The organism is Micromonospora sp. ATA51, from assembly GCF_016802855.1.
Classification (GTDB): domain Bacteria; phylum Actinomycetota; class Actinomycetes; order Mycobacteriales; family Micromonosporaceae; genus Micromonospora; species Micromonospora sicca.
Genome location: NZ_JAEVHJ010000068.1, coordinates 1 through 25,611, shown reverse-complemented (window position 1 = coordinate 25,611; position 25,611 = coordinate 1). Strand labels below are relative to the sequence as shown.

Here is a 25,611-nt window from a genome sequence, read left to right as displayed (position 1 = left end):
CGCCGGCCGCGTCGCGGCGGACCCGGCCGCGATCGACGCCATCATCGGCCGCGTCGCGGCGGACCCGGCCGCGATCGACGCCATCATCGCCAGCTGCGGGCGGCTGCCGCTCGCGCTGGCCGTGGTGGCCGCCCGCGCGGCGAGCCTGCCGCGGACGCCACCGGCGCAGATCGCCGCCGAGCTGGCCCAAGCGCCCGGGAGCCTGGACGGCTTCGACGGCGACGACCCGCAGACCGGCCTGCGTGCCGTCTTCTCCTGGTCCTACCAGGCACTCTCCGCCCCGGCCGCCCGGCTCTTCCGGCTGCTGCCGATCCATCCCGGCCCCGACATCTCGATCGCCGGGGCGGCGGGCCTGGCCGGCGTCCCGCTGCGGAGCGGGCGGGCGCTGATCGGCGAGCTGAGCCGCGCGCACCTGATCAGCGAGGACCTGCCGGGCCGCTACCGCACCCACGACCTGCTGCTGGCCTATGCCACGGAGCTCGGCGAGGAGAACGACAGCCCGGCCGAGCGTGCCGCCGCGGAGCTGCGCTGCCTGCACTTCTACCGGGCCACCGGCTATCAGGCGCACCAGCGGCTGCTGGCCTCCGAGTACCACCCGATGATCGAGCCGGGGCCGGGCGAGACCCCGCTGCGCTTCGCCGGCCACGGCGACGCCATGCGCTGGTTCACCGCCGAGCGGCAGGTCCTGATCGCGCTGGTCGGCCGCGCCGCCCGGCAGGGCCGGCACACCGAGGCCTGGCAGCTCGCCCTGGGCATGCAGCACTTCTTCGAACGCAGCGGCCGGTGGGCCGACTGGACGACGACCGGCGAGGTGGCCCTCGAGGCCGCCCGGGCGGGCGGCGACCTGGTCGGGCAGGCCCGGATGCACCGCAGCCTGGCCGGGGCGGCCTACTTCCGGCACGAGCACGAGACCGCGGTCGGGCATCTCGACCAGGCGGTCGAGCTGCTCGCCCGGCTCGGCCTGTACGACGAGATGACCCGGGCCGGGATCAACCGGGCGATGATTCTGAGCGCCCAGGGGCGACACGAGGAGGTCGTCCGGGCGCTTTCCGCGGCGCTGGGGCCATGGGCGGCCGGAGACGACAAGCTGCTCGCGGACGTCCTGGTGATCATGGCCGCGAGCTACGCCGAACTGGGCCGGGCGGAAGAGGCCGTGCGCTGCGCCGAGCAGGCGATGGCGCTGTCGCGCGGAGCGCAGTACAGGCTCGGCATCGCCGAGGCGTGGGAGGTGCTCGGCCAGGTGCATTCCGCCCGCCGGGAGCCCGGCAAGGCGGTCGACTGCTGGCGCGAGGCGGCCGTCGCCTACCAGGAGGCCTCGGCGTCGGCGCCGGCCGCGGAGGTGCTGGCGCTGCTCGGCGACGCCCTCGCCGCCGGCGGCGACCAGGACGCCGCGGTGCGGGCGTGGCAGGAGGCGCTGGCTTTGATCCCGTACGCGCAGACCCGGACCGGCCGGCGGCTGGCCGGCCTGCTCGCGGCGGTCACGTCGCGTCCGTGACCGATTGCGATCCGCGACGGCACTCGATCCGCACTTAGGCGTCAGTCCATTCGCATCGACCGTCCCTAGGCTCGTGCCTCATTCACCGTTGCTCCTGCCTGTGGGGGAGATATCGTGCTGCGGGCGCCCGACGAATCACCGGCCGGCCGGGCCGAGCGCATGACCGCGCTGCATGCGGACCACTCCCGAGCCGTGCTGCGTCTCCTGCTCGTGCTGACCGGCGGCCAGCGGCAGACCGCCGAGGATCTGCTCCAGGAGACGATGCTGCGGGCCTGGCGGCACCTCGACTCGGTGCCGGCCGAGCCCGATGCCGCCCGCCGGTGGCTCTGCACCGTCGCCCGGCGGCTCGTCATCGACGGCGTCCGGCTGCGGCGGGGCCGCCCGGCCGAGGTCCATCTCGTCGACATGACCTGGATTCCCGCTGGTGACGACACCACCGGCACCGCGCTGGCGACGCACGCCATCCGGCACGCGCTCGGCCGGCTGAGCCCGGCGCAGCGCAGTCTGCTCTCCGAGGTCTACCTGGTCGGGCGGTCACCGGAAGAGGTCGCGGGCCGGCTGGGAGTGCCGATCGGCACGGTGAAGTCCCGGACCCACTATGCGCTGCGCGCCCTGCGCACCGGCCTCGAGGCGGCCTGAGCAGGGACGGCCGGCCGGCGATCCGGCCGCTGAGTCGAAGCTCACATTGCCGCATCGTGCGCCCAATTCGCGGCGCGCGCCCTGCCATGCTATGGCGATTGTGGCAAGCAGCCCTAGTTGGATCGCATCAAGATGACCAGCCCGCTCTCTTTCGCCGTTCTCGGCCCGGTGCGGGCCTGGCGCGGCCAGTCCGAAATCGATCTGGGCACCCGGCAGCAGCGGCTGATCCTGGCGTTGCTGCTCGCCCGGGCCGGCGGCGCGGTCAGCGTCGCCGAGCTCGTCGACCTGCTCTGGGAGTCCGACCCTCCATCCAGCGCGGTAAATGTGGTGCACCGGCACGTCGGGATGCTCCGGCGGCGCTTCGAGCCGGGCCTGCCGACGCGGGCAGCGGGCTCGGTGCTGATCCGCGACGGCGCCGAATACCGGCTGCGGATCGACGGGGAGTCGCTCGACCTGCTGCGCTTCCGGCGCCTGGTCGCCCAGGCCGCTGGCAGCTCCGGCGAGCCGGCCGTCGAGCTCTACCGGGAGGCGCTGGCGCTGTGGCGCGACCGGTGCGCCTCGGGCCTGCAGGCCGGCGGTCGGCCCCACCCGGAGTTCGTCGCCGTCGACGGCGAGCGGTTCGCGGCTGTCCGGGCGGCGACCGACGCCGCCCTGGGGGCCGGTTGCGTCCAGGCGGTGCTGCCCGCGATCCGGCTGGCCGCCGAATACGAGCCGCTGGACGAGGCACTGCAGGCCCGGCTGCTGCTCGCGCTCGCCGCCGACGGCCGGCGGGCCGAGGCCCTCGCGGCTTACGCCGACATCGAGCACCGGCTCGCCGACGAGCTCGGCATCCAGCCGGGCAGCGAACTGCGCGCGGCCCGGGACAGCCTGCTCGACCACGACGCCCCGGCCGCCGGCTCCAGGTCGCGGCGCGGCGTCAGACCGGCCTTCATTCGGCCCGGAGCGCCGCCTAGCGGCGCGGAGCCGAATTATGGCCGCCAGCCGAGCTGGAGTTGTCGCAGCCGACCTGGGCCGAGCGGCCGGCGCAGTTGCCGGCCGACCACCCCTACTTCACCGGCCGCCGCGGCGTCGTGGCCGCCGCGGCGGCGCTGCTCGCCGGTGACCAGCGGACCACCGCGCTCGTCATCGACGGAATGCCCGGCGTCGGCAAGACCACCCTCGCGGTGCACCTGGCCCACCAGCTGGCCGCTCGCTATCCCGATGGTCAGTTGCACGCGGACCTGCGCGGTTTCGACTCCGGCGACTCGGTGATGACACCGGCGGAGGCCCTGCGCGGCTTCCTGTGGTCCCTCGGGGTCGCGCCGGCCGCCATCCCGGCCGAGCTGCACGCCCAGGCCGGCCTCTACCGCAGCATCCTGGCCGAGCGCCGGATGCTGATCCTGCTCGACAACTGCCGCGACTGGGACCAGATCCGGCACCTGCTGCCGGGCACCGGCGGCAGTCTCGTCATCGCCACCAGCCGCCGCCGGATCACCGGCGTGAGCGGCCCGGCGGGTGCCCACCCGCTGCACCTCGACCTGCTGACCGACGCCGAGGCCCGCGAGCTGCTCACCCGCCGGCTGGGCGACGCGGCGACCGCCGCCCCGGCCGCCGTCGACGAGATCATCGCTCGGTGCGGCCGGCTGCCGCTGGCCCTGGCGCTGGTCGCCACCCGCAGCGTCGGCCGGCCCGGGCTCAGCCTGCCCGCGGTCGCCGGCGAGCTGGCCGAGGCCGACGGCCGGCTGGCCGGCTTCGGGGACGCACACGCCGATCTGGAGGCGATCTTCTCCTGGTCCTACCGGGCACTGACTCCCGAGGCAGCCCGGCTCTTCCGGCTGCTGCCCCTGCACCCGGCCCGGGAGCTGAGCACGGAAGCGGCGGCTGCCCTGGGCGGCCTGTCCCTGCGCTCCGCCCGCGGCCTGCTCGCCGAGCTCGGGGCGCAGCTGCTGGTCCAGCCCGGCGACGGACGGTGGCGGATGCATGATCTGCTGCGCGCCTATGCCGTGGAGCTCGGGGAGGAGCACGACGACGCGGCCGAGCGGGACGCTGCCATCGAGCGGGTCTACGACTATTACCAGCTCAGTGCGTACGCGGCACATCTGCCCTTGCTGCCGCAGGTGCCGCTGCCGGAGCCGGAGCCGTCCGAGCGCGGGGTCACCGGGCGCGGCTTCACCGGCCGGGCCGACGCGATGGCCTGGTTCGCCGCCGAGCAGCGGGTGCTGACCGACATCGTCGCGCGGGTCACGGAGCGCGGCCGGCCTCGCACGGCCTGGCAGATCGCGTTGGCCCTGCAGAACTTCTTCCAGGACACCGCGCAGTTCAAGCAGTGGGCGGCAACGGCGAGCACCGGCCTCGCCGCGACCGGGGACGACCCCGCCGCCCAGGCTCTGCTGCACCGCAGCCTCGCCGGCGCCTGCTACTTCCTGGCGGATCTGGACCGCGGGCTGTCACACCTGCAGCACGCCCGGGCGCTTTTCGACCGGCTCGGCCGGCGCACCGAGCAGGGCCACGTGGAGAACAACATCGCCGAGATCCGGCTGGACCAGAGGCGCTACCACGAGGCGATCCGGCATGCCGAGGCCGCGCGGGCGCTCTTTCGCGCCGAGGGCAATGTGCGGGGCGCCACCAACGCCCTGCTGGCCATCGCGCGGGCACAGGGCTGGCTCGGCCGGCAGGCCGAGGCGCTGGGCATGTTCGTCGAGGCGTGGCGGCAGTTCGAGGCCCTCGGCGACCTGCACGGGGTGGGCACCACCCAGGCCTGGCTGGCGCACACGTACTCGATGATCGACGACCTGCCGCACGCGATGGCGACCTGGCAGCAGGCGATCGACACGTTCCGCGCCGCCCGGGCCACCCACCACACCGCGGAGGTGCTGGTCTCCATCGGCGACTTCCACTCCGCCAATGGCGACCCGGCCCTGGCCGGGCAGGCGTGGAGCGAGGCCCTCGCCGAGCTCGACGGGACGGACTCGCCGATGGCCCGGCGGATCCGCGACCGGCTGCTCTGGCACCGGTGACCCGGACGCGGCGCCGGTCGGCGCGCGTCCGGGGCCCAACCCTCAGTACCGGTAGGCGCGGATGACGGTCTGCTTGACCGTGTTACCGCTGGTGTCCGTCGCGGCGGCCCGCAGCGAGACGAAGCCGGTGCCGGCCGGGTTGTGCACCCAGGCGACGGCCTGCTCGCCGGAGCGCTGCACGGTCAGCTGCCGCCAGGTCTTGCCGTCGTCGAAGGATGCCTCGACGGTCAAGGCGCTGGTCTGGCCCGGTGCCGCCCCGACCTGACGGTCGAGCGAGACCGGGATCGCGAACAGCCGGTTGGCCGGCGCGCGGTTGTTGATGTTGAGCTCCGGGGTGTACCGGATCGCCGTCATCGGCAGCTTCACCAGGTCGCCGTCGCCCACGTGCCCGGACTTGAAGGTCCACTCCGCGTCGACCACCGTCGACAGGGTGAACGCCGGGTCGCTGCGGAAGGTCGCGGCCAACCGGTAGTCACCCGGCTCCGCAGGCACCTCCCACACCCAGGGCGCCTGGTTCGCGTCGCCGACCTTGACCCCGTTGCGGTAGAGGTTCACCTCGACGCTACCGCCGCGGACATGCCGGAAGCCCATGTGCCCGGTGCCGTCGCCGTGCAGCGGCCCCGGCCCGCCGATCAGGTCGCCCCAGTAGCGGGTGGCAAACTGCTGGCCGAAGTTCGGCTCCGGGAAGACCGGCCCGGCCACCGCGTTGGCCCACTTCACGTTGTACGTGCGCCCGGGCTGGAAGCTGGTCCACGCCGACTGGTAGTACGTGTACCTCAGCTGGGCCGAGGTCGACTGCCACACCGCCTGCTTGTCCTGGTTGTAGTACTCCGTGATGGTGCTCGGCACGTCGTAGCTGAAGCTCGGCGGGACGTTGCGCTCGTCCCGGTAGATCGGCGAGTTGCCGGGCGCATGCGCGACCGCGGTCCGCGCAACCGGCACGCCGGCCACGTCCGCGCTGATCTGCGAGTTGACCGTGGCGAAGTCGTCCGCGCCCAGCTTGCGGGTCAGCCCGGTCATCATCTTCTCCGGCTCATAGAGGTAGACCCGGTAGACGTACGGGCTGTTGTGCAGGCTGCCCTGACGCACCTGGCCCCACATCCCGTTGACGTAGGAGACGAAGCCGGCCGTCTCGCCGGCCCCGATCTGCGCAGTTCGCAGGTGGTCGAAGGGAATGCCCATCAGCACGCCGAACGGGTCGTTGCTGCCCCAGATCTGCGGCTGCTCAATCCGGATCGTCCAGCCCAACTCCTGATGAACCGCGGTGGCCTTCGGGTTCGGCACCGACACCGCGATCGGCTTCGCCAGGCGGGTGTCCATGGTGAGCGCCTGGTCCGTGGTCAGGTCGAGGCTCGGGCGCATCAGCGAAGCGATGTGCGGAAGGTACGGGTCGCCGGTCAACAGATAGGTCTGGACCAGGTAACGGCCCGGACGGATCCGGTGCTTGGTGACCGCGGGGTTGTCGAAGACCAGGATGGTCTGCCGATCCAGATCGGTCAGGATGGTCACCCAGCCCTGCTCGGGCGTGGGCGCTCCGCCGTCCGGCCCGACGAGCTTGAGGGTCAGCTCGCTGCGGGCGATGTCGAGCGCGACCGGGGTCTGCACCTGCACGCCGCCGCCGGCGGCGGTCACCTCACCGCCGAAGTAGCGGTCGGGCAGGTCGCGCCGGCCTGCACGCTGACGGTCACGGTGGCCGTGCCGCCGGCCGGGACCGTCACCGAGGAGGCGCTGAGGCTGAACAGGCCGGCCGGCGCCGGGGCGCCGTCGGCGTCTTTGGCGTCGAGAGACACAGCCAGAGCGAGGGCGGAGGAGCCGCTGTTCGCGTACGTGATCGTGCGCTGCTGCGCGGTGGCGGTCCGCTCGAAGGCGACGCTCACCGGGCTCGTCGTGACGGTCTGCTGGATCGCCCGGCTCACGTTGACGAAGCCCGCGCCCTGCTCGTAGACGCCGGTGGCGGCGTTCGGCTGCGCGGCTGCCATCAGCGTGGACTTGATCTGCTCAGGCGACCAGTCCGGGTGCTGCTGGGCCAGGATCGCCGCTGCGCCGGTCACGTGCGGCGTGGCCATCGAGGTGCCGTTGAGGCTGGTGTACTGCGGGTTCTCGTAGTACGGCTCCAGGTCGGAGGTCGAGCTGCGGGCGGCGAGGATGCCGACGCCGGGCGCGGTGATGTCCGGCTTGATGCCGGCGTCGCTCGCGCGCGGACCACGGCTCGAGAACGAGGCCAGCCAGCCCGTCTTGGTCACGGCGCCCACGGTCAGCGCCTCGGTCACGCTGCCGGGCGAGTTCACGGTGGACTCGCCGGCCTCGCCGCTGTTGCCCGCGGCGACGACGAAGAGCACGCCGTAGTGGTGGGTGAGGTCGGCCACGGCCGCCTCGATCGGGTCGGTCTCCGGGCTGTCCGGTCCGCCGAGGCTCATGTTGACGACCCTGACGCCCTGCTGCGCCGCCCAGGTCATGCCGGCCAGGATCGCCGACTCCGGGCAGCCCTCTTCGACGCAGACCTTGGCGCTGTAGAGCGTCGCCCCGGGCGCCATGCCCTTGTAACGGCCCTGCGACGCGGCCGCGGTGCCGGCGATGGTGGAGGCGACGTGGGTGCCGTGGCCGACCCGGTCAAGGGTGTCTGGGTCCGAGGTGAAGTTCTCCGCGGCGGCGACGCGGTCGGCCAGGTCGGGGTGCGTCTGGTCGATGCCGGTGTCGATCACGCCGACCTTCACCCCCGTTCCCGTCCAGCCGGCCTGCCAGGCCTCCGGCGCGCCGGTCAGCGGGACGCTGACGTCGAGGGTCGGTTGGCGCAGCCCGTCGAGCCAGACCTTGTCGAGCCCGGCCCGCAGTTGCCGCTCCGTGCCACTCCCGGTGGAAGTGACGTTGTTCCAGAAGGACACCGCGTCCGCGCGGCTCTCCGCGACAGCGCTCGCCCCGGAGAGCTTCCGGGTGGTCCGGGCGCCGGCGAGGCCGGCGGGGGCGGCGCTGCCGTGCTGGACGATGAGCGGCAGGGTGGCCCGGGTGTCGTCGTAGCCGAACTTGACCAGCATCGAGATGTCGAAGAGCCGCTCGTCGAGCTTGCCCCGGTTGAGCAGGCCGACGGCGTCGGCGGGGATGACCCGCACGTCCTTGCCCGCGCTGTGGGTGATGAACGGGATCCGTTCCCGTCCCTTGCCTGGCACCACGTTGACAGCCGTCTGGCCGTCCACGGTGCTGAGGTGGACGGTGTCGCCGGTGAGCAGAGTGACCGTCCGGGGCTTGGACGCGACCGGGGGTGTGGTCGCCGGCTTCGCGGCCCCGGGCTGCGCCGACGCGGGCACACCCCCCGGAGCCACCGCCGAGACGCCCAGCACCAGCAGTGCCAGCGCCGATATCTTGCGAACTGAACGCATCATTCTCCCTGGATGAACGCTGAGGTATCCAGGTGTTCCTGACGTGACCGGCGGGTGAAAGTTCATCCCGAGTGACCTGCGTCACTGCCGCTGAACTTGCGGGGCCCACGTCTGGACCGCCGAGCCCATCTACGCATCTGCATACCGGCCCGCGCAGCTGAGCGGGCGAGGAGCCCGATGCTCGCGAAACCGCTGGTTCTTGCCCTGGTCGGCACCGCCCTGAGCGCACGCCGGCCGCGGCCGCTTCCCGGCCTGGCGCCCCGGCCACGCCGCCGCCCTCCTCCGCCACGGTCACCCTGCTGACCGGCGACCAGTCACCGTCGAAGCCATCGGCTCCGGCTGCGGCCGGGCGAGAATCGCGTACGTGCTTGACGCCGGGCGGTGAAGCGCAGCCGGCTCGGTAGGTACCTCGCCTCATTCCTCGGATCGTGTGAGAGGAACGCCCGCTGGTTCGGCCGGGTCCGGACCGGTGAGGTGGGCTCGGGCGTATTTGCGGAAAGCCGCGACGAGGCGGCCGCGGTCGCCGGCCCGGGTGACCAGTACGACGTGGCTCGGCTCGACCCCGTGCAGGGGGATCGTGGTGAGGTCGGGGCGGAGGCTGTTCATCCACAACTGGTCCGACTTCGCTGGCGCCGCCGAGACGGATCGGCGCGCCGTCGAGACGCTGGGCGAGGGGCTACCGGGCCTCATACCGGTGCCGGGCGTGGTACTTCCAGCGACTGGGGGCACCACTGAGCCCCCGATCTGCTTGGTGATGACCGGCCAGCGGACGTCGCCCGCCACTACCCAACGGAGAGAGCCCGGCTCAACGGCGAACAGGCATGAGCACAACCGAAAGGAACAGCACCATGAACAAGCTCGCACTCGTCACCGGCGCCACCTCCGGTAGTGGCTGCAGACCTGTCCACCGACGCCGGTGTGGACGCGATCGCCGATGTGTGCGCGTTGGAGCCGCTGACCATGCTGGTGAACAACGCCGGTGTGTCGCATAGCCCGACCGCCGGTCTACCCCATCGGCGGTACTCCTGCGAAGTGCGACCCCTTCGGTACTCCATCAACGTCACATTGGACGGGTGCTGCGATCATCGTGCAATTCCCGCAGGACGAAGACTTGCATCGTCACCACGTCGGGAACCTCAACCAGGCCGATGCGCTTCTCTTTGGCCGGGTGACTTACGAAATGATGGAGGCAGCGTGGCGGCCGCCGGCGCCGACGGAAGCGAGACCTGATTGGGTGGAACCCTTCGCCCGGACGATCAACGCGGCAAAGAAGTACGTCGTGTCGAGCACCCTGGAGCGGGTCGATTGGAACGCGGAACTCGTGCGCGGAGATCTGGCCAAGGCCGTTCAGCAGCTCAAGCGGGAGCCTGGTAAGGGACTGTTCGTAGGAGGCGTGAAGCTCCCGCTGGCGTTGACGGAGCTGGGATTGATCGATGAGTACGAGTTCGTGGTGCAGCCCAGGCTCGCGGGCCACGGGCCGACGTTGTTCGCCGGACTATCGAAGCATGTCGACTTCAAGCTCGTGAGCCGGCTGGAGTTCGGCTCGGGCGCGGTGGCGATGCGGTACGAGCCGAGAAGGTAGCCATCGGGCTTGTTAGCCCGAGCCGGCCGCATCATGGAGCCCTGGTTCGCGGCTCTTGAGCGCCCCACCGGTTCCCTCCGCGGCGAACCGGCCACGCCAGCTGGCCCACCTCGTCGCGATGTCCCAGACGCTGAGCGCCGAGCTCGAGGGGACGGGCGTCAAGGTTGAGGATCGCGCAGATCCGGGTGATCCGGCCGTTCTCGGCGGTCAGGCATGCCGTATCGCCTGAGGTGATCCAGCAGCCACAACAGGGGTTGACGAGCCGCCGGCCGCGGCCCGTCAACCCCGACACGTGCCCACCAAGGCTTGGTTACTGGATGCCACCGGCCCGGAATGCCACCCAGGCGTCGCTCATCCGGTCCGCCTGTCCGGCGGTGAACATGTTCATGCAGGAGTCCTGCGTGTAGTCCATGAAGTTGTGGATCGGGTCCAGCCCGGGTGCCGTGCAGGTATCCGCGCCCACCGGGCAGTTGAACTGCGGCGCCGCCTCCCGCGGAGTGTCCGCGACGTAGTCGCCGGAAGCGGAGCATCCGTGCGCGAAGGTGTGCTCCAGCATCAGCCAGTGCCCGACTTCGTGCGTCAGCGTGTCACCCAGGGCGTACTTGCCCGCGGTTCCGCCCGGCATCGACTCATCGAGCATCACCACGCCGTCGATGTAGTCCCGGCCGTTGTTGTAACCCTTCGGGAAGTACGCCCAGCCGAGGAGCCCCCCGCCGATGTTGGCCGCGTACACGTTCAGGGTGCGGGAGTCGCCGCTGTACAACGCATGCTTCATGTCCCGCTCGTTCTTGCCCGGCACGACCGTGTACCAGTCGCTGTTCACCGTCCACGTCGTGTCGACGAGAGAGAACCGGAACGGCGTGTCGGAGGCGTTCGCCGCCGTGCGGCCCGCGAACGAATCGTTGAGCACCGTCATCTGCGCCGCGATCAGGGTGTTCCACCTGTTCGTCTCGGCCGCGCCGAGGGCGTGGTCGGAGATCATGTGGAAGACGGTGGGGACGGTGATGCTGCCGTTGGGCAGGCGCGGCGAATCCTTGATCACGCCGTAGGCGTTTGCCTCATTCTTGGAATACAGCTCCGGCTCCTGTGCGGTGGCGCCCTCGCTCACCCGCGCCGCGCTGTGCCCTTCGGCACCCGGCTCACACGCCGCAACACCCGCGGAGGCGATCGCGGGCGCTGCCGTCCCCACCGCCGCGACGGCTCCACCGGCCGACAAGAATGTCGCAGCGGTAGCGGTCAGGACTGCCAGTTGGAACGTCGATCTCCTGTGCATCGTTGCACCTTTCACATATGGGGATGGAGGGTCACCGAGCGGGATGGACGACGGTCGCCGCGACAAGGTCACTGACCTCGTCGTCCCGTTATAAGAACACGCCATTGGCGTTGACAAAAGACCTCAAGATCGGGATCGCTTCGCCAGATCCCGACCTCGCCGCAGCTGGAACGGACGCGGGTGGCCGTCATCGATCAGCCGCCGTACCGACGATCCTGGAATGCCGCCCGCCCCGACCCCCTGATGCCTCCGACGGTGACCGTGCACGGGCCGCTACCAGCCCATGAGGCCGCGCGCTGGCCGGTCAGCCGCGGATCAGGGCGACGACCCGGGCGAGTTCGTCAGGGGTGACGCGGGCGTCGAGGAGGGTCCCGATGCCGCCGAGGTTCCACTCCCGGAGCTGGTCGACGTCCTGGCCGGCCGCCCGCATGCGCTCCTCGACGAACCAGTACCGGTCGACCCGTTCGGCGAGCGTGGCCCGTTCCGCAGCGAGGTCAACGCCGGGCAGGTTGACCCTCCCAACGCATTCGGCGACCTGCCGGCTGAGGTCGTCGCCCTACAGCTCCAGTTCCCAGCCCGGCCACAGCTCGGACCAGTCCTGAGCCAGCCCGGCCAGCGGCCGGATACTCCACAGCCCGGCCCGGCGCCGGGCGACGTCGAGGTGCAGCCCCGCCGCCGGGTGCGCCGAGCACGCAGTGACGAGGTCGCGCGAGTCGAGCCGGTCCAGCAGGCGTGGGCCGAGGCGCCATGGCGGGCAGGACTCGAAGGGCAGGGCGTACGGACGGCACCGGCCAGCGTCGGCCACGCTGACGAGGTATTCCACCGGGCCGTCCGGCCGCTGCCCGCCGTCGGGGTACAGGCCGTCCCACCAGGCGCGCTCGCTGCGTACCTGGTCAGGCTCTTCCCCCAGGTATGCCACCAGGTCGCCGATCCCGTCGTACGCCCAGCTCACCGTCCACCCGCCCCAGGTGCGCCGGTACGCGTCGAGCAGCCCCGCACGGTAGGCGTACCGCTGCTCAAGAGAGAACTGCCCCAGTTCGGTGAAGAGCAGCAAGTGCCGCGCATCAACGTCGATGAGCACCCCGCCTTCGCAACTCAGGTCGTCGAACCACACGTCGTCCCGATAGGGCGGTTGCTGGCTCAACCCCGACGCCGAGTCGCCCGCCGCACTACTGCGGCGCGAGCCGGAAGTAGTCGAGGTTGAACCCGCCCTTCTCGCAGTACACCGTGACCAGTTGGTCGCCGGCCGTCAGGGCGACCGGCACGTGCACCGACTGGTAGCTCGCCCAGCCGCCCGTGTCCGGCACCGACGCCGTTGCCAGCACCTGACCACTCGCGTCACGGAACGACACCGCACCCGCCACGGCGGCACCCGTGCCGTTGGCCACCCGCAGTTCCAGGTCGTAGGTTCCCGGCTGGGCGATGTCGACGCGGTACTTCAGCCAGTTGCCGGCGGCGGTCCAGCCGATGTTCCTGCCGCCGCTGGCGGCGGCGTTGCTCTCGACGAAGTTGCCACCTCCATCGGCCCAGCCGTGCTGCTCGACGTACGACTCGGCCTCGACCTTCTCGCCGACCGGTGCGCCGTGCGGCCGCACGGTTACATGGACGGTCAGCTTGTCGCTTGCGACGCCGTCGGTGACGACGACCGTCAGGTCCCGCTCACCGGCCGCCGTGGGACGAAGCGTCACCACCCCCGTCGCGGCGTCGATGCTGGTGCCCTCCGGCAGGTCGGATGCGTAGAAGGCGAGTCGGTCGCCGTCGGCGTCGGTGGCCGTCAGCGGCACCCGCACCGGGTGGTACTGGTCGGCGACCACATCGGCCACGTTGTCCAGCACCGGCGCGTGATTGCCCTTCGTCGGCGGCAGCGGTGCCTTCCACCGGAACGTGGCGAACGAATGCGCGGGCACCGTCTCGACGAAGGACTGGCCGGCGAGCACCACACGTACCCTGGTGGCGGCATCGTTGCTGTTGCCGAGCACGGCGACGAAGTGGTTCGCCTCGCCTCGGTAGACCACGTTGCTAACGCCGTTCGCCGCGGCGCTCGACTCCACCCGTACGTCCTCCGGGCTCAGGTACCGCGCGAACTGTCCCAGCTGGTACAGCTCGTTGCGGACGCTGAAGTCGCCCTTCGTGGTGTCGACCTTGACCAGGCGGTCGGGCCACTTCGACGTCCGGCCGACCTCTTCCCAGTCGATGTTGTTGTTCCGCTCGCCCGTCCAGTGCAGCGTCCCACCGTCCTGGTCCGTCGCCTGCGCCCAGAGAATGTAGGAGCTGGCGTTCAGCCGGAAGTAGTTCAGGATCGTGGCGGGGGAGAGGTCGCTCGTCTCGGTCATGTGTACGGGCTTGCCGGTCTGCTCGTACGCGTCACGCATGACCGTCGGGTCGCCCCAGTACGGGTGGAAGGCGATGGCGTCGGTCGCCGCACGCACCTGCTCACCTGTCACCGAGCCGTCCGGTGCGTCCTGCAGGATCCGGTAGTAGTTCTTCGTCTCGGTGCTGTTCGGGTCGCGCCAGTCCCAGAAGTTGAAGTCATGCACGTAGAGCTCGGTGTCGAGCCTGGCGGCGGCGACCTCGCGGTCGATCGCGAGAGCCAGCTTCTGCTGCTGCGCCACGCTGATGTCCATGGCCGGATAGACGACGTCCATGCCGGGCTCGTTCAGCAGCGTCAGCGCGTCGATGTGGATGCCGTGCTTCGCGTACGCCTGGACGAACTTCACGTAGTAGCGGGCGAAGACGTCGATGCAGTCGTCGCGCAGCTTGCCCACCTGGTAGTAGCTGGTGGTGCTGCCCGGGCGGAGCGCGACTTCGCCGGTGAACCGGTTGTTCGTCTTCATCCACGCCGGGGCGCTCCACGCGGAGGCGAAGAAGGTGGCGCGCGGGTTGTAGCGCTGGATCAGCTTGATGGTGTCGATGATGTGCAGGTCGAGGTCGTGCTGGATGGAGAAGTAGTTCAGGCCGAAGTCTTCGGTGACGCCCGCGGGCAGTTCGTCCTCCGACCAGAAGGGCAGATGTTCGATGACGTCGGGGCTGCCGATCGTCACCCGGAACCGGTCGAGTCCCGCGCCGTGCTTCGGGTCGACGAGCAGCCGGATGGCCTCCTCGCGTTTCGCCGGGCTGAGCTTCCAGAGGTTGGAGACGCTCGTCTCGTCGAGGGAGAAGCCGATCCCGGAGTAGCGCTGCCGCGTCTCGCTGGGGTCGACGACAACGGTCGCGTCGGCGGGTGCGCCCTGGTCGTCGCCGACGTGGACGGTGGGCAGCTGGTGCCACCCGTTCCCGGCCTCGGTGGAGTACGTTCCGGCCACGGCAGGGCCACGGTGTGCGGTACCTGCCGTCGCTGCCGCCGGCAGCGCGGCTGTGCACAGCACACCGGCTGTTGCCGACGCGGCGACCAGCGCCGCGATGGTGGGTCGCCTCACGGCGCCTCCTTGGGTCGGGGGAGCGTCCTTGCGCACGCTTCGGCCTCGGGAGCCGGAGGCACCCGTGGGACGGCCGGTGCTGGCGTCAGCGAGCTTTGCTCCCCGCCAAGGCTCAAGTCAAGATATTGCCAATACTTAATTCAACATCCGTTTTAAGTCCTGCTCTCGTGCTGGACCATTGACACGGCCGTGGTGTGGCCGGAACTATCAGCGACAGTCCACTACGCCTGTCTTCGTTAGGTCACGCGTCCTTGTGACAACGATGTCATGGCCCGTACGGTGCAACTCCGAAGGAGAGTGCATGGCCGAGATGCCCGGGTCGGCACCAGGGGCGCGAGCGTCCTGCCGGGTGGCGCCATGACGCCGTCGGTCGAGCCCGCGTCTTCCCGGCGACGTCACGGGCCGGCCGGAGCGAAGCGGTCGCCCAGGTGGTGCGGCCGTCCACCTCGGACGGTGCTGCGTTACACCTGTTCGACGTCGCCCCCGGATCAGGCCGATCAGCAGGTCGTGCCGGCGCCGACGAGGGCGCCGACGCCAACGCCGACCGGCGGTTCCCCCGGCCTGAGCGCCCGGTAAGCACATTCGCGCTCCATGGCAATCGGTCGACCGCAGTAGCCACGCCACCGTCCTCCCCGCCCAGACGTTCGACGCACTCGACCCGGATCGAGTCGAAAGGCCCTGCCCCCATGTCGTACCCGTCCCTTGCGCGCCCTTTGTCCCCCCGACTGATGGCCGCGACAGCCGCCGTCCTGCTGAGCGAGCCGCTGACGCTGTACACGCCGCGCGAGCTCACGGCCAGCGTGCCGGGGGTGGCCGGCGAGCCGTCGCCCCAGTCGATCGTGGCCTGGTAGCCGGTGGCGGCGCCCCCGGTGACGGTGGCCAGTGGCACCGACACCGCGGCACCGGAGGTGGCGTGCACGCTGCTCGCGGCGGTGACCGCGACGGCGCCGCCGCCGAGCTCGACGTCGCCGCCGGCGAGCAACTCGATCTCGGCGAGGGTCGTCTTCTCGGCGCCGACCGTCTTCGTCACGGCCAGGCGGAACTGCGCGAACTGCCCCGGATCGCTGATCCTGAACGGCCGGGTCTGGGCGCGCCACGGGAACGCTTCGCCGCTGCGGGAGTCGACGGTGGTCCAGGTGATCCCGTCGTTGGAGCCCTGCAACCGCCAGTCCGTCGGGTCGCCCGCACTCGCCCCGGAGGTGAGCGTGTAGTAGGTCGGCGTCTGCTTGCCGCCGCGGAACACCCAGGTGATCTGCGGCGTGCCGGTGGCGAAGGTCAGCTGGGTGGTCGACGAGTCGTCGAACAGCTTGGCGGCGTCCTGCCCGCCGCTCGCGGTGGCGGTGCCGAGACCGGGGCCGGTGGTGTCCTGCAACGGCTTGGGCACGGCGTTGCCCTGGGTCAGGGACGGCGGCGCGTCGGTCTTTCCGGTGCCCCAGGACGACGGATTCGCGCCCATCTGGAAGTCGATCGTGCCGCCGCGGGCGAGGACCGCCGAGTCGATGGACGTCTCGCGCTGCGCCTTGCCGTTGACCTCCACGCTCTGCACGTAGACGTTCCTGGTGCTGTTGTTCGGCGCGTTGACGACGATGTCGCCACTGTGCCGGTGGACGGTCATCCGGGTGAACTGCGGCGAGCCGATGGCCCAGTTGGACGGGCCGGCCTGCAGTGGGTAGATGCCCAGTGAGCTGAGGATGTACCAAGCGGACAGCTCGCCGTTGTCCTCGTCGCCCGGGTAGCCCTGGCCGATCTCACTGCCGACGTAGAGGCGCTGCAGGATCTCCCGCACGATCGCCTGCGTCTTGGCGGGCGCGCCTGCCGAGTCGTACATGTACGGGATGTGGTGCGACGGTTGGTTGCTCATGCCGAGTTGGCCCATGCGTACCGCACGCGCCTCGAGCATCTCGTGGATCGTTCCGCCGTACCCGCCCGGATGGTCGGCGTTCTCCGGGGTGGCGAAGAACTGGTCGAGCTTCTCCTTCAACGCCTCCTGCCCGCCGTACAGGTTGGCGAGCCCCTGACCGTCCTGCGGGGCGGTGAACGCGTAGTTCCACCCGTCGGTCTCGGTGTAGACGCCACCCCAGTCCAGCGGGTCGCCGGCGAGGAAGTTGCCGGCCGGGTCGCGTCCCTGGAAGAACTTCGTCTTCGCGTCGAAGAGGTTGACGTAGTTGCGGGCCCGCTGCAGGAAGTACCGCGACTCCTCGTTGAGCCGGTCGCGCTCCGACCTCGGCGTGGCCGGGTCCTTGGCCAGGGCCGCGCCCATGTTGCCGATGCCGTAGTCGTTGATGAAGCCTTCCAACGCCCACGACACCGACTCGCCAGTGGAGGTCGGCGTGTACCCGAGGAACAGGGAGGTCTCGATGCCCTTGCGGCCGACCTCGCTGCGCCCGGACGCCACGGTCGCGTCCTTGATCGCCGCGTCGTAGGCGCCGAGCGGGTCGGGCAGCTTGACGCCGTTGAGGTACGCCTGGGCCATCGCGACGTCCGCGCTGGTGCCGGTCATCAGGTCGGCGTAGCCGGGCGACGACCAGCGGGCGATCCACCCGCCGTCTCGGTACTGCTGGACGAACCCGTCGGCGATCCTGGCGGCGACGTCCGGGTACAGCAGCGAGTACGCGGGCCAGACCGTGCGGTAGGTGTCCCAGAACCCGTTGTTGACGTAGATCTGCCCGTCGACGATCTTCGCGCCGGTCTGGGTGGCCGTCGACGGACCGGTCGGCGCCGACACCGGGCTCGCGTACCGCCAGTGCGGCGCGGTGGCGGTGCCGGTGTTCTCCGACTGCGAGTTCGGATACAGGTTCAGCCGGTACAGGTTCGAGTACAGGGTGACCAGTTGCGTCTCGCTCGCCCCCTGGACGTCGATCCGGCCGAGCCGGTCCTCCCATGCCGCGGTGGCGGCCGCGTGGACCTGGTCGAGGCTGTTGCCGGTGACCTCCAGGTCGAGGTTCCGGTGCGCCTGGTCGACCGAGATGAACGACGTGGCGATGCGCAGCGTCACCTGCGAGTTCCCGGAGGTGTCGAAGGTGGCGGAGGTGGCGGAGGACGTCGTCGGCGCCCGGTCGAAGGTGCCGGACACGAACATCCGGCTGCGACCGGCCGACAGGCCGCTTCCGTTGTCGACCCAGCCGGTGAACGTGCCGTCCGTACCGATGGTGAACGTGCCGTTGTAGAAGACGAGGCTTCCGGTGGCTTGCCCGGACGGGAAGGTGAACGCCATGATCCCACCGTGGTCGGTGGGCGACATCCGCGCGATCAGGCCGTTCTGCAGGGTGACCTGATAGAAGTCCGGCCGTGCGATCTCGTCGTCGTGGCTGAAGGCGAGCGCCCGACGGCTGGGCGCGCCGGTGAGCGATCCGCCCGCCGGCACCGGCATGACCGACATCTGGTTGCGATCACCCATCCACGGGCTGGGCTCGTGCGAGATCGCAAGTCCCTGCAGCGTGGGCAGGTTCGCCGCGTTGTTGTTCCGCTGGTACTCGTACTCCCACGAGTTCGAGGTGGCGTTGGTGACGGGCGTGAAGAAGTTGAAGCCGTTCGGCATCGCCGAGATCGGCAGGTTGTTGCCGCGCGAGAACGAGCCCGACGCGTTTGTCCCGCGCCGGGTGTCGACGTAATTGGTGGGGCTGGAGTCGTCGATCGGCGTCGGAGCGGCCGTTAGCGTGATGTCGTCGAGCCATCCCTGGAAGCGGGTCGCGGCCGTCGCGTGGGGATCGTCGTAGGCGAGCAGGATGCGGTCGATCGTCTTGCCGTTCGCGACCGCCCCGATGTCCGACTGCACCGCGTTCCACTGGTCGGCGTAGAGCACCTTCGACGCGCCCTGCCCGGCGGCTGTGAGCGGGTATCCGTGCTGGTCCACGGGCGAAAGCAGGCTGAGGTAGCCGCCGTCGGTGAAGTGCAGGTCGACCGCCGCGTAGGTGGACGGATACCGGGTGTCCTGGCCGGTGAACTCGGGGAAGATCTTGTAGGACAACCGGGTCTTCGGCCCGACCGGGATGTCGACGTCGAACAGCTTGTTGGTCGCATACGAACGACCGTCGGCCTCGGCGCCGCCCGAGTATCGCAGCGAGGCCAGCCCGGTGAATCCGGCCCCGGGCTTCATGTTGTGCCCACTGACCGGCCCGGCGCCGATGACACTGACCATCGGGGTGGCCGGCGGCCCGACGTTCGAGCCGTCGCTGATGTCCCAGTCGGCGAGCTGAACGAGGGAGTCACCGGAGTTCGCGGAGACATTCAGCCGGTAGTAGCCGTAGGCGGTCGTGTTGCTGAAGCTGTAGGTGTTCGTGGCGAACCGGCCGCTGAAGCTCTGCCCGGTCTGCCGGTTCAGGTCGGTCCACGTGCTGCCGTCGTTGGACCCCTGCACCGTGAAGTCCCTGGGGTCACGGGTCGGTGCGTCGTTCGCGGAGGTCAGCGCGTACCGCACCAGCGCCGCCGGTTTGGCCAGCTGGTAGGTCACCCAGCCCGTCGGGTTGAACGCCAGCCACTTGGTCGACGGATTGCCGTCGGTGAGGTTCGCGGCGGTCTCGTTCGGCGGGTTCTCGGCGCTCGCGGTCACCGCATCGACCTGACCGAGCAGGCTGCCGGGCAGGCCGGTGGGGCTCGAGCCGCTCAGGTTCGCCTGGACCGGCTTACCGCTCGCGTCGACCTCGACGGTGCTCGCGGCAGGCTGTGGGTCGGCCGACTCGAACGAGGAGCTGAAACTGCCGGGCGACGCGGGTGCGGCACTGGCCGCAGGTGCGGCGACGAGCAGTTACGCCAAGCCGGGTTACCACCAGGCCGGCGTCACGGTGACCGACGGCAGCAGCCAGAGCTCGGCAACCGTCGGCGTCGACGTGGCCTACGCGCCGAGTTCGGGCCTCACCGCGGCCTTCGACACCGTCTGCATCGGCGACGAGGGCGCCCTCGCGGCGAACTGCGACGCCAAGTCGTGGTCGTACTCGCGGGCCGCCCTCGCGGCAGCCGGCGTGACCCAGGGCCAGCAGCACCAGGTACCCGGCACGGGCCTGCACTTCACGCTGCCGGCGATCCCGGCCGGGCAGCCGGACGACGCGACCGGCAACGGCAGGACGATCGTCCTCAACCTTCCGACCGATGCCAAGAGCGTCTCGTTCATCGGTGCCGGTACGCAGGGCAACCAGAGCACCACCGGCACGGCGACGTTCAGCGACGGCAGCACCGCCAGCATCCCGATCCAGATGAGTGACTGGACGCTGGGTGGCAACGCGAACGGCACCCCGTCCTACGGCAACATCGTCGTCGCGAAGGCCGCGTACCGGCTGAGCGGCACGAGCCGGGACGGCGCCCAGCCGTTCCTGTTCGCCACCACGCCGTACCAGATCCCGACGGGCAAGACGCTCGTGTCGGTGACCCTGCCGACGCAGACCGGCGACCCCGGGTCGGCGGGCCGGATCCACGTGTTCGCCATCGCGGACGACGGCACGCCGGCCCCCGCGTTGGCCACCACCGCCCCGAAGGACCAGACGGCCACCGCCGGACAGGTCCTCTCGGCGAACCTCGGCTCGGTCACCGGCGGCGTTCCCGACCCGACCGGCTACCACGCCCGCGTCCAGTGGGGTGACGGCACGGTTCCGGACGACGTCACGGTCGGCCCGGCCGGTGCGATGAGCGGACAGCACACCTACGCGCAGGAGGGCACGTACACGGTGCACGTCACCGCCTGGGACACCCGGTCGAGCAGCACGGAGACCTTCACCGTGACCGTGGCGCGTGGCGGACTCCAGCCGACGACCGCGGTGTCCGCGTCCGCCACCGTCGCCGCCGGTGACGCGATCACCGTCGACGGCAGCGGGTTCGCCGCCGGCGAGCAGGTGACCGTGACTCTCGGCACCAGTCCCGCGCGGAGCATGACGGTCGCGGCCTCCGGGGCGGGAGCGGTACACGCGTCGATCGCGACGTCCCGTGACGCGCAGCCCGGCCGGTACTCCGTCACCGCCACCGGCGCGTCCTCGCGGACACCGGCGACGGCGACCGCCCGGGTGACCGGGGAGCCGGAAGAGCCGACGTACCAACCGCAGGTGGCGCTGTCGACCACGTCGGGACCGCGCGGTACGACGATCACGGTCGACGGTTCCGGATTCGCGCCGAACGAGGTGCTCACGATCAGCTTTGGTGAGGGCCTCGCGACCAGCACGGTGCGGGCGAATGGTGACGGCGTCATCTCCGGCGCGACCGTCAGCGTTCCGGGGAATGCGGGGGCGGGCTCGACCAGCATCACGGTGGCGGGTGCCGATTCCGGGACGCGGGTTGCGCTGCCGTTCACCGTCACCGGCCCGAAGTGAGCAGGGGGTAGCACAGCGCCTGGGCGCCGTGATCACGGCCCGCCCAGGATCCGCCTCTCAGCCTTGCCGGGGTGCGGTGCGGCCGGTCGGGCTGCACGGCAGCGGGAGACAGCTAGTGCGAGAACGTGCGAAGCGTCTCAACGACGAAGCGGTGGTCCGCCAGTTGCGGAAGCCCGGAAACGCCGAACCAACCCACCACGCCGGTGGCGCGAACGCGCAGTGGCACCGCGCCCCCGGCGGCCGCGTACCGCGAGGCGGGCAACCCGAACTTCTCCGTCAGCGTCACCTGCTGGTCCCGACAGAGCCGGGACATGTACAGGGACGAGTGCTCGAACCGCATCACCACCCGTCCCTTGCGGCGCAGCCACCCGTCGTTGTCCCGCGTCGAACCCGGCAGGCCGCAGTGGAACAGCTGGCGCCCGGCCCGCCACACACCCACCGCGATCGGTAGCCGCTGCTCCCGCGCGGCGGCAACGGCCAGCATCCCCAACTCGTACGCGTCCGACTCCGACAGGCCCGGCAGCTCCAGCTCGCCCTCCTCGCGCAGCAACTCCTCCAGCGTCGGCCACGGGTCCTGGTCAGGTGGCATACGCACCTCCGTCTCGTCGAGTGGGGACTGCCCCGGTTCGGTGAAGACCGATTGTCCCCTCCCGCGCTGGAGTACCTAGCTGCGCTCTCCCCGCGGCGGGGAAGTTTCCAGTCCGGCCGTACGAAATGGCACGTGTAGCCTGCGGGATACCGCTCCAGGTAGTCCTGATGTTCCGGCTCAGCCTCCCAGAAAGGTCCGGCCGGGCTGACCTCGGTGACCACCTTGCCCGGCCAGAGGCCAGAGGCGTCGACGTCGGCGATCGTGTCCTCTGCGACCTGCCGCTGCTGGTCGTCGCAGTAGAAGATGGCTGACCGGTAGCTGGTGCCGACGTCGTTGCCCTGACGATTCTTCGTTGTCGGGTCGTGGACCTGGAAGAAGAACTCGAGGAGATCCCGGTAGGACAGCTTCGCCGGGTCGAAGACGATCTCGATCGCCTCGGCGTGGGTGCCATGGTTCTGGTACGTCGCATTCGGGACGTCCCCGCCGGTGTACCCGACCCTGGTGGCCAGCACGCCGTCGCGTTTGCGGATGAGGTCCTGCATTCCCCAGAAGCAGCCGCCAGCCAGGATCGCCTTCTCAGTCGTGTCGGTCATCGCTTCGCTCCCCGGTCTGCCTGCTCGAACACGTTGCGGTACTCCCCATAACCCGCACGCTCGAGGTCGTCGCGGGGGATGAACCGGAGTGCGGCGGAGTTCATGCAGTAACGCAACCCGCCGGCTTCCGGGGGACCATCGTCGAACACGTGGCCAAGGTGGCTGTCCCCGTGCGCCGACCGGACCTCGGTGCGGGTGATGCCGAGGGTCGAGTCCTGGAGTTCGACCACGTTTTCCGCTTCGACCGGCCTGGTGAAAGTCGGCCAGCCGGTACCGCTGTCGTACTTGTTGACGGAAGCGAACAGGGGTTCACCGGACACGATGTCGACGTAGAGGCCCGCCTCCTCGTTGTCCCAGTACGCGTTGTTGAAGGGTGGCTCCGTCTCGGCTTCCTGGGTGACCCGATACTGCTCCGGCGACAGCCGAGAAATCGCCTCCGGGTTCTTGCGATAGTCCTGTGACACCGTCGGTCCTCCCCGATGGGTCGTCGGCAGGAGGGGCCAGGTTCAACCGGCCCGCACCAGACACGTCAGCAGGGCCTACCCCGCCTGCGCTTGACTAACCGCCGTCTCGGCGGGCGACCGGAACGCCCGTGCCCGTTCGAAACCACGCAGACGGGGTAACCGCCGACGGCTCCCGAGCGCCTCGGGACACGGAAGGAAGGGCGGCAATGACCAGAATCGGCATCATCATCGGCAGCACCCGTCCCGGTCGTAACGGGGAGGCGGTGGCCCGCTGGGTGCACGACATCGCCAGCAAGCGTGGCGACGCCGAGTACGAACTCGTCGACCTCAAGGACTTCAACCTGCCGCACCTCGACGAGATGACACCCCCGTCGATGGGCCAGTACACCCAGCCGCACACCCTGCGGTGGGCCGAAAAGATCGCCTCGTTCGACGGGTACATCTTCGTGACGCCGGAGTACAACCACTCCACGTCCGGGGCGCTGAAGAACGCGATCGACTTTATCTACGCCGAGTGGAACAACAAGGCGGCCGGCTTCGTCAGCTACGGCAGTGTCGGCGGCACCCGGGCGGTGGAGCACCTGCGCCTGGTGGTGGCCGAGTTGCAGATCGCGGACGTACGGGCGCAGGTGGCCCTCTCGCTCTTCACCGACTTCGAGAACTTCAGCGTCTTCAAGCCCGGCCCTCACCAGGTCGATGCGGTGAACACGATGCTCGACCAGTTGGCGGCCTGGAGCGGCGCGTTGGCGACCCTGCGGGCTGGCACGACGATGGCGACGGCCCAGTCCGGTACGTAGCCCGCCGCGCGGCGGTAGGGGAAGCCCGGCGCTCGCCGGGCGCCCCGTGAGCGCCGCCACTTCAAGATACTTGCTTGGTCAAGGAATTTGCCTCGTTCGCCCCGGGTTGCTGATGGGGTCAAGCGTCATCGGAACGAGCGAGGCAGGCGAGCTGAGATGCAGTTCGGAATCTTTGGCGTGGGCGATGTGGCCCGCGACCCAATGACGGGACGGAATCCGTCCGAGCACGAGCGGATCAAGGCCGTCGTGGAGTACGCGAAGCTGGCCGAGGAGGTGGGCCTGGACGTCTTCGCCATCGGTGAGCACCACAACCCGCCGTTCTTCCCGTCCTCGCCCACCACGCTGCTGGGCCACGTCGCTGCCCGGACGGACAAGATCGTGCTGTCCACCTCGACCACGTTGATCACGACCAACGACCCGGTGAAGATCGCCGAGGACTACGCGATGCTCCAGCACCTGGCCGACGGTCGGGTCGACCTGATGATGGGGCGCGGTAACACCGGACCGGTCTACCCGTGGTTCGGCCAGGACATCCGCAACGCCATCCCGCTCGCCGTCGAGAACTACGACCTGCTGCGCCGGCTGTGGCGCGAGGAGGTGGTCGACTGGCAGGGCAAGTTCCGCACCCCGTTGCAGTCGTTCACCTCGACCCCCCGGCCGCTGGACGGCGTACCGCCGTTCGTGTGGCACGGCTCGATCCGCAGCCCTGAGATCGCCGAGCAGGCGGCGTACTACGGCGACGGGTTCCTGCACAACAACCTCCTGTGGCCCAAGGAGCACGTCCAACGGATGGTCGGGCTCTACCGCCGGCGGTTCGAGCATTACGGGCACGGCTCCGCGGACCAGGCCATCGTGGGCCTGGGCGCGCAGGTGTTCATGCGGAAGAACTCGCAGGACGCGGTCCGCGAGTTCCGCCCGTACTTCGACAACTCGGCGGCCTACGGGCATGGGCCGTCGTTGGAGGAGACGATGCGGCAGACGGCCCTCCTGGTCGGCAGCCCGCAGGAGGTGATCGACCGGACCCTGGCCTTCCGCGAGTACGCGGGCGGCGACTACCAGCGCCAGCTCTTCAACGTCGACGGGATCGGCGTGCCGCGGAAGACGGTGCTCCAGCAGATCGAGATGCTCGGCGAGGTCGTGCAGGTGCTGCGCAAGGAGTTCGCGGTGGGCCGCCCCGCACACGTGCCGAACGCCCCGACGCACGCCTCGCTGAAGGCCGCTGCGGCGGGGGAGAACCGATGAGGCGGACCATCGCAGTCGTGTCGGCCGGTCTGCGGCAGCCGTCGTCGACCCGGATGCTCGCCGACCGGCTCGCCGCTGCGGCCCGGCGCGAGCTGGAACAGCTCGGTGCCGAGGTCGACGTCGAGCTCATCGAGTTGCGCGACCACGGGCACGACCTGGTCGACAACCTGCTCGCCGGCTACCCGTCCGAGGAGCTGAAGCGGGTGCACGAGACCGTCGCGCGCGCGGACGCACTGATCACGGTCACGCCGACGTTCAGCGCGTCGTACAACGGGATCTTCAAGATGTTCGTCGATGTCCTCGACGACACCGCGCTGGTGGACAAGCCGGTACTGATCGCCGCCACCGGGGGGACGGGACGGCACTCGCTGGTGCTGGAACACGCGCTGCGGCCGCTCTTCGCCTACCTGCACGCGGTGGTCCTGCCGACCGCGGTGTTCGCCGCCCCGGAGGACTGGGGTGCCGGCGACACGGCACAGGATCAGCTGGTCCACCGGATCGACCGGGCGGCCGGCGAACTGGCCCGCGAGGTCGATCGGCGGGAAAAGCCCACCCACCTTGATCCCTTCGACGTCCCGACGCCGTTCGAGCAGCTGCTCGCCGGCGAGTGACCTCAGTCGCGGCGCGCCGGGCCGCCGCACCGCGTGGCCGCACAGCGTCAGCGGTCGGCCTTATCTGATCGTTAAGTAACGGTCCAACTGGTTCACCCCGCGGGCCGCACTGGGAAGACTGGGGCAATGTCCGCCGCCGCTCCGCCCGTCCGTCGCCGTCGTACCCGAGCACTCGCCGCGGTGGTCGCCGCGCTCGCCGTGGCCGCCGGGGTCGGCGCCTGGTCGCTGCGGGATCGGGTGACGGCGG

Annotated in this window: 17 protein-coding genes and 2 pseudogenes; 9 read left to right on the top strand and 10 right to left on the bottom strand. The window is 70.4% G+C overall.

Translation table 11 applies throughout. The features are described from left to right. The 4 genes and pseudogenes from JNW87_RS13660 to JNW87_RS13645 form a co-directional block, all read left to right on the top strand. A pseudogene (locus JNW87_RS13660) lies at nt 1-1,495 on the top strand (hypothetical protein); the annotation flags it as partial. Nucleotides 1,496-1,609: 114 nt separating this feature from the next. Beyond that, entirely contained in the window at nt 1,610-2,134 is a 525-nt protein-coding gene (locus JNW87_RS13655) for a sigma-70 family RNA polymerase sigma factor (protein ID WP_201750025.1), read from the top strand. Nucleotides 2,135-2,251: 117 nt separating this feature from the next. Beyond that, nucleotides 2,252-3,385, top strand: a complete 1,134-nt coding sequence (locus JNW87_RS13650) for a BTAD domain-containing putative transcriptional regulator (RefSeq protein WP_238453798.1) — start codon at nt 2,252-2,254, stop codon at nt 3,383-3,385. After that, complete coding sequence (locus JNW87_RS13645; protein ID WP_309233950.1) at nt 3,268-5,130, top strand: NB-ARC domain-containing protein; 1,863 nt, start codon at nt 3,268-3,270, stop codon at nt 5,128-5,130. The genes JNW87_RS13650 and JNW87_RS13645 overlap by 118 nt, the downstream gene beginning before the upstream one ends. Nucleotides 5,131-5,172: 42 nt before the next feature. On the opposite strand, the gene JNW87_RS13640 is transcribed toward JNW87_RS13645, so the two are convergent. After that, entirely contained in the window at nt 5,173-6,762 is a 1,590-nt protein-coding gene (locus tag JNW87_RS13640) for a hypothetical protein (protein WP_238453797.1), read from the bottom strand. Beyond that, nucleotides 6,759-8,504 carry a S8 family serine peptidase gene (locus JNW87_RS13635; protein ID WP_238453796.1) on the bottom strand — a complete coding sequence of 582 codons (1,746 nt, stop codon included), beginning with the start codon at nt 8,502-8,504 and terminating at the stop codon, nt 6,759-6,761. The genes JNW87_RS13640 and JNW87_RS13635 overlap by 4 nt, the downstream gene beginning before the upstream one ends. A 1,087-nt stretch (nt 8,505-9,591) precedes the next feature. On the opposite strand from JNW87_RS13635, the gene JNW87_RS13630 reads away from it, so the two are divergent. After that, entirely contained in the window at nt 9,592-10,086 is a 495-nt protein-coding gene (locus JNW87_RS13630) for a dihydrofolate reductase family protein (protein WP_238453795.1), read from the top strand. A 310-nt stretch (nt 10,087-10,396) separates the two neighbouring features. On the opposite strand, the gene JNW87_RS13625 is transcribed toward JNW87_RS13630, so the two are convergent. From JNW87_RS13625 to JNW87_RS13610, 5 genes are all read right to left on the bottom strand, one after another. After that, nucleotides 10,397-11,194, bottom strand: coding sequence for a zinc metalloprotease (locus JNW87_RS13625; RefSeq protein ID WP_238453794.1), 798 nt, complete (start codon nt 11,192-11,194; stop codon nt 10,397-10,399). A 469-nt stretch (nt 11,195-11,663) separates the two neighbouring features. Further along, entirely contained in the window at nt 11,664-11,789 is a 126-nt protein-coding gene (locus JNW87_RS39495) for a hypothetical protein (protein ID WP_255420261.1), read from the bottom strand. A gap of 126 nt (nt 11,790-11,915) precedes the next feature. Beyond that, the gene (locus JNW87_RS13620) at nt 11,916-12,473 is read right to left on the bottom strand and encodes a hypothetical protein (RefSeq protein WP_109805743.1); all 558 of its coding nucleotides are present in this window, start codon (nt 12,471-12,473) and stop codon (nt 11,916-11,918) included. Nucleotides 12,474-12,528: 55 nt separating this feature from the next. Next, the gene (locus tag JNW87_RS13615; protein ID WP_238453793.1) at nt 12,529-14,775 is read right to left on the bottom strand and encodes a carbohydrate-binding protein; all 2,247 of its coding nucleotides are present in this window, start codon (nt 14,773-14,775) and stop codon (nt 12,529-12,531) included. A 265-nt stretch (nt 14,776-15,040) separates the two neighbouring features. Beyond that, nucleotides 15,041-19,324 (bottom strand): GH92 family glycosyl hydrolase, encoded by a 4,284-nt coding sequence (locus JNW87_RS13610; protein ID WP_238453792.1) that lies wholly within the window; start codon nt 19,322-19,324, stop codon nt 15,041-15,043. A gap of 37 nt (nt 19,325-19,361) precedes the next feature. Here JNW87_RS13610 and JNW87_RS40635 point away from each other — a divergent pair, with 37 nt between their 5' ends. Beyond that, nucleotides 19,362-21,068: a PKD domain-containing protein gene (locus JNW87_RS40635; RefSeq protein ID WP_238453791.1), complete on the top strand. Its 1,707-nt coding sequence runs from the start codon at nt 19,362-19,364 to the stop codon at nt 21,066-21,068. Nucleotides 21,069-21,180: 112 nt separating this feature from the next. On the opposite strand, the gene JNW87_RS13600 is transcribed toward JNW87_RS40635, so the two are convergent. From JNW87_RS13600 to msrB, 3 genes and pseudogenes are all read right to left on the bottom strand, one after another. Next, complete coding sequence (locus JNW87_RS13600; protein ID WP_109805740.1) at nt 21,181-21,657, bottom strand: heme-degrading domain-containing protein; 477 nt, start codon at nt 21,655-21,657, stop codon at nt 21,181-21,183. Nucleotides 21,658-21,749: 92 nt separating this feature from the next. Next, nucleotides 21,750-22,250, bottom strand: a pseudogene (msrA, locus tag JNW87_RS13595) (peptide-methionine (S)-S-oxide reductase MsrA); the annotation flags it as partial. Further along, on the bottom strand, nt 22,247-22,714 hold the full coding sequence (gene msrB, locus JNW87_RS13590; RefSeq protein WP_238453790.1) for a peptide-methionine (R)-S-oxide reductase MsrB: 468 nt from the start codon (nt 22,712-22,714) through the stop codon (nt 22,247-22,249). The pseudogene msrA and the gene msrB, both read right to left, overlap by 4 nt. A 206-nt stretch (nt 22,715-22,920) precedes the next feature. Between msrB and JNW87_RS13585 the strand changes: the two genes are divergently transcribed. The 3 genes from JNW87_RS13585 (at nt 22,921) to JNW87_RS13575 (ending at nt 25,364) form a co-directional block, all read left to right on the top strand. Beyond that, on the top strand, nt 22,921-23,511 hold the full coding sequence (locus JNW87_RS13585; protein ID WP_109805737.1) for an NADPH-dependent FMN reductase: 591 nt from the start codon (nt 22,921-22,923) through the stop codon (nt 23,509-23,511). Nucleotides 23,512-23,667: 156 nt separating this feature from the next. Further along, nucleotides 23,668-24,753, top strand: coding sequence for an LLM class flavin-dependent oxidoreductase (locus JNW87_RS13580; RefSeq protein WP_109805736.1), 1,086 nt, complete (start codon nt 23,668-23,670; stop codon nt 24,751-24,753). Beyond that, nucleotides 24,750-25,364: an FMN reductase gene (locus JNW87_RS13575; RefSeq protein WP_109805735.1), complete on the top strand. Its 615-nt coding sequence runs from the start codon at nt 24,750-24,752 to the stop codon at nt 25,362-25,364. Before JNW87_RS13580 ends, JNW87_RS13575 begins: the two co-directional genes overlap by 4 nt. Nucleotides 25,365-25,611 lie beyond the last annotated feature (247 nt).

Bases quoted from the DNA above. Each gene is read 5' to 3' on its own strand.
- JNW87_RS13580 (WP_109805736.1), top strand. From the start codon at position 23,668: ATGCAGTTCGGAATCTTTGGCGTGGGCGATGTGGCCCGCGACCCAATG.
- JNW87_RS13585 (WP_109805737.1), top strand. From the start codon at position 22,921: ATGACCAGAATCGGCATCATCATCGGCAGCACCCGTCCCGGTCGTAAC.
- JNW87_RS13600 (WP_109805740.1), bottom strand. From the start codon at position 21,657: ATGCCACCTGACCAGGACCCGTGGCCGACGCTGGAGGAGTTGCTGCGC.
- JNW87_RS39495 (WP_255420261.1), bottom strand. From the start codon at position 11,789: ATGCGGGCGGCCGGCCAGGACGTCGACCAGCTCCGGGAGTGGAACCTC.
- JNW87_RS13635 (WP_238453796.1), bottom strand. From the start codon at position 8,504: ATGCGTTCAGTTCGCAAGATATCGGCGCTGGCACTGCTGGTGCTGGGC.
- JNW87_RS13575 (WP_109805735.1), top strand. From the start codon at position 24,750: ATGAGGCGGACCATCGCAGTCGTGTCGGCCGGTCTGCGGCAGCCGTCG.
- JNW87_RS13645 (WP_309233950.1), top strand. From the start codon at position 3,268: ATGCCCGGCGTCGGCAAGACCACCCTCGCGGTGCACCTGGCCCACCAG.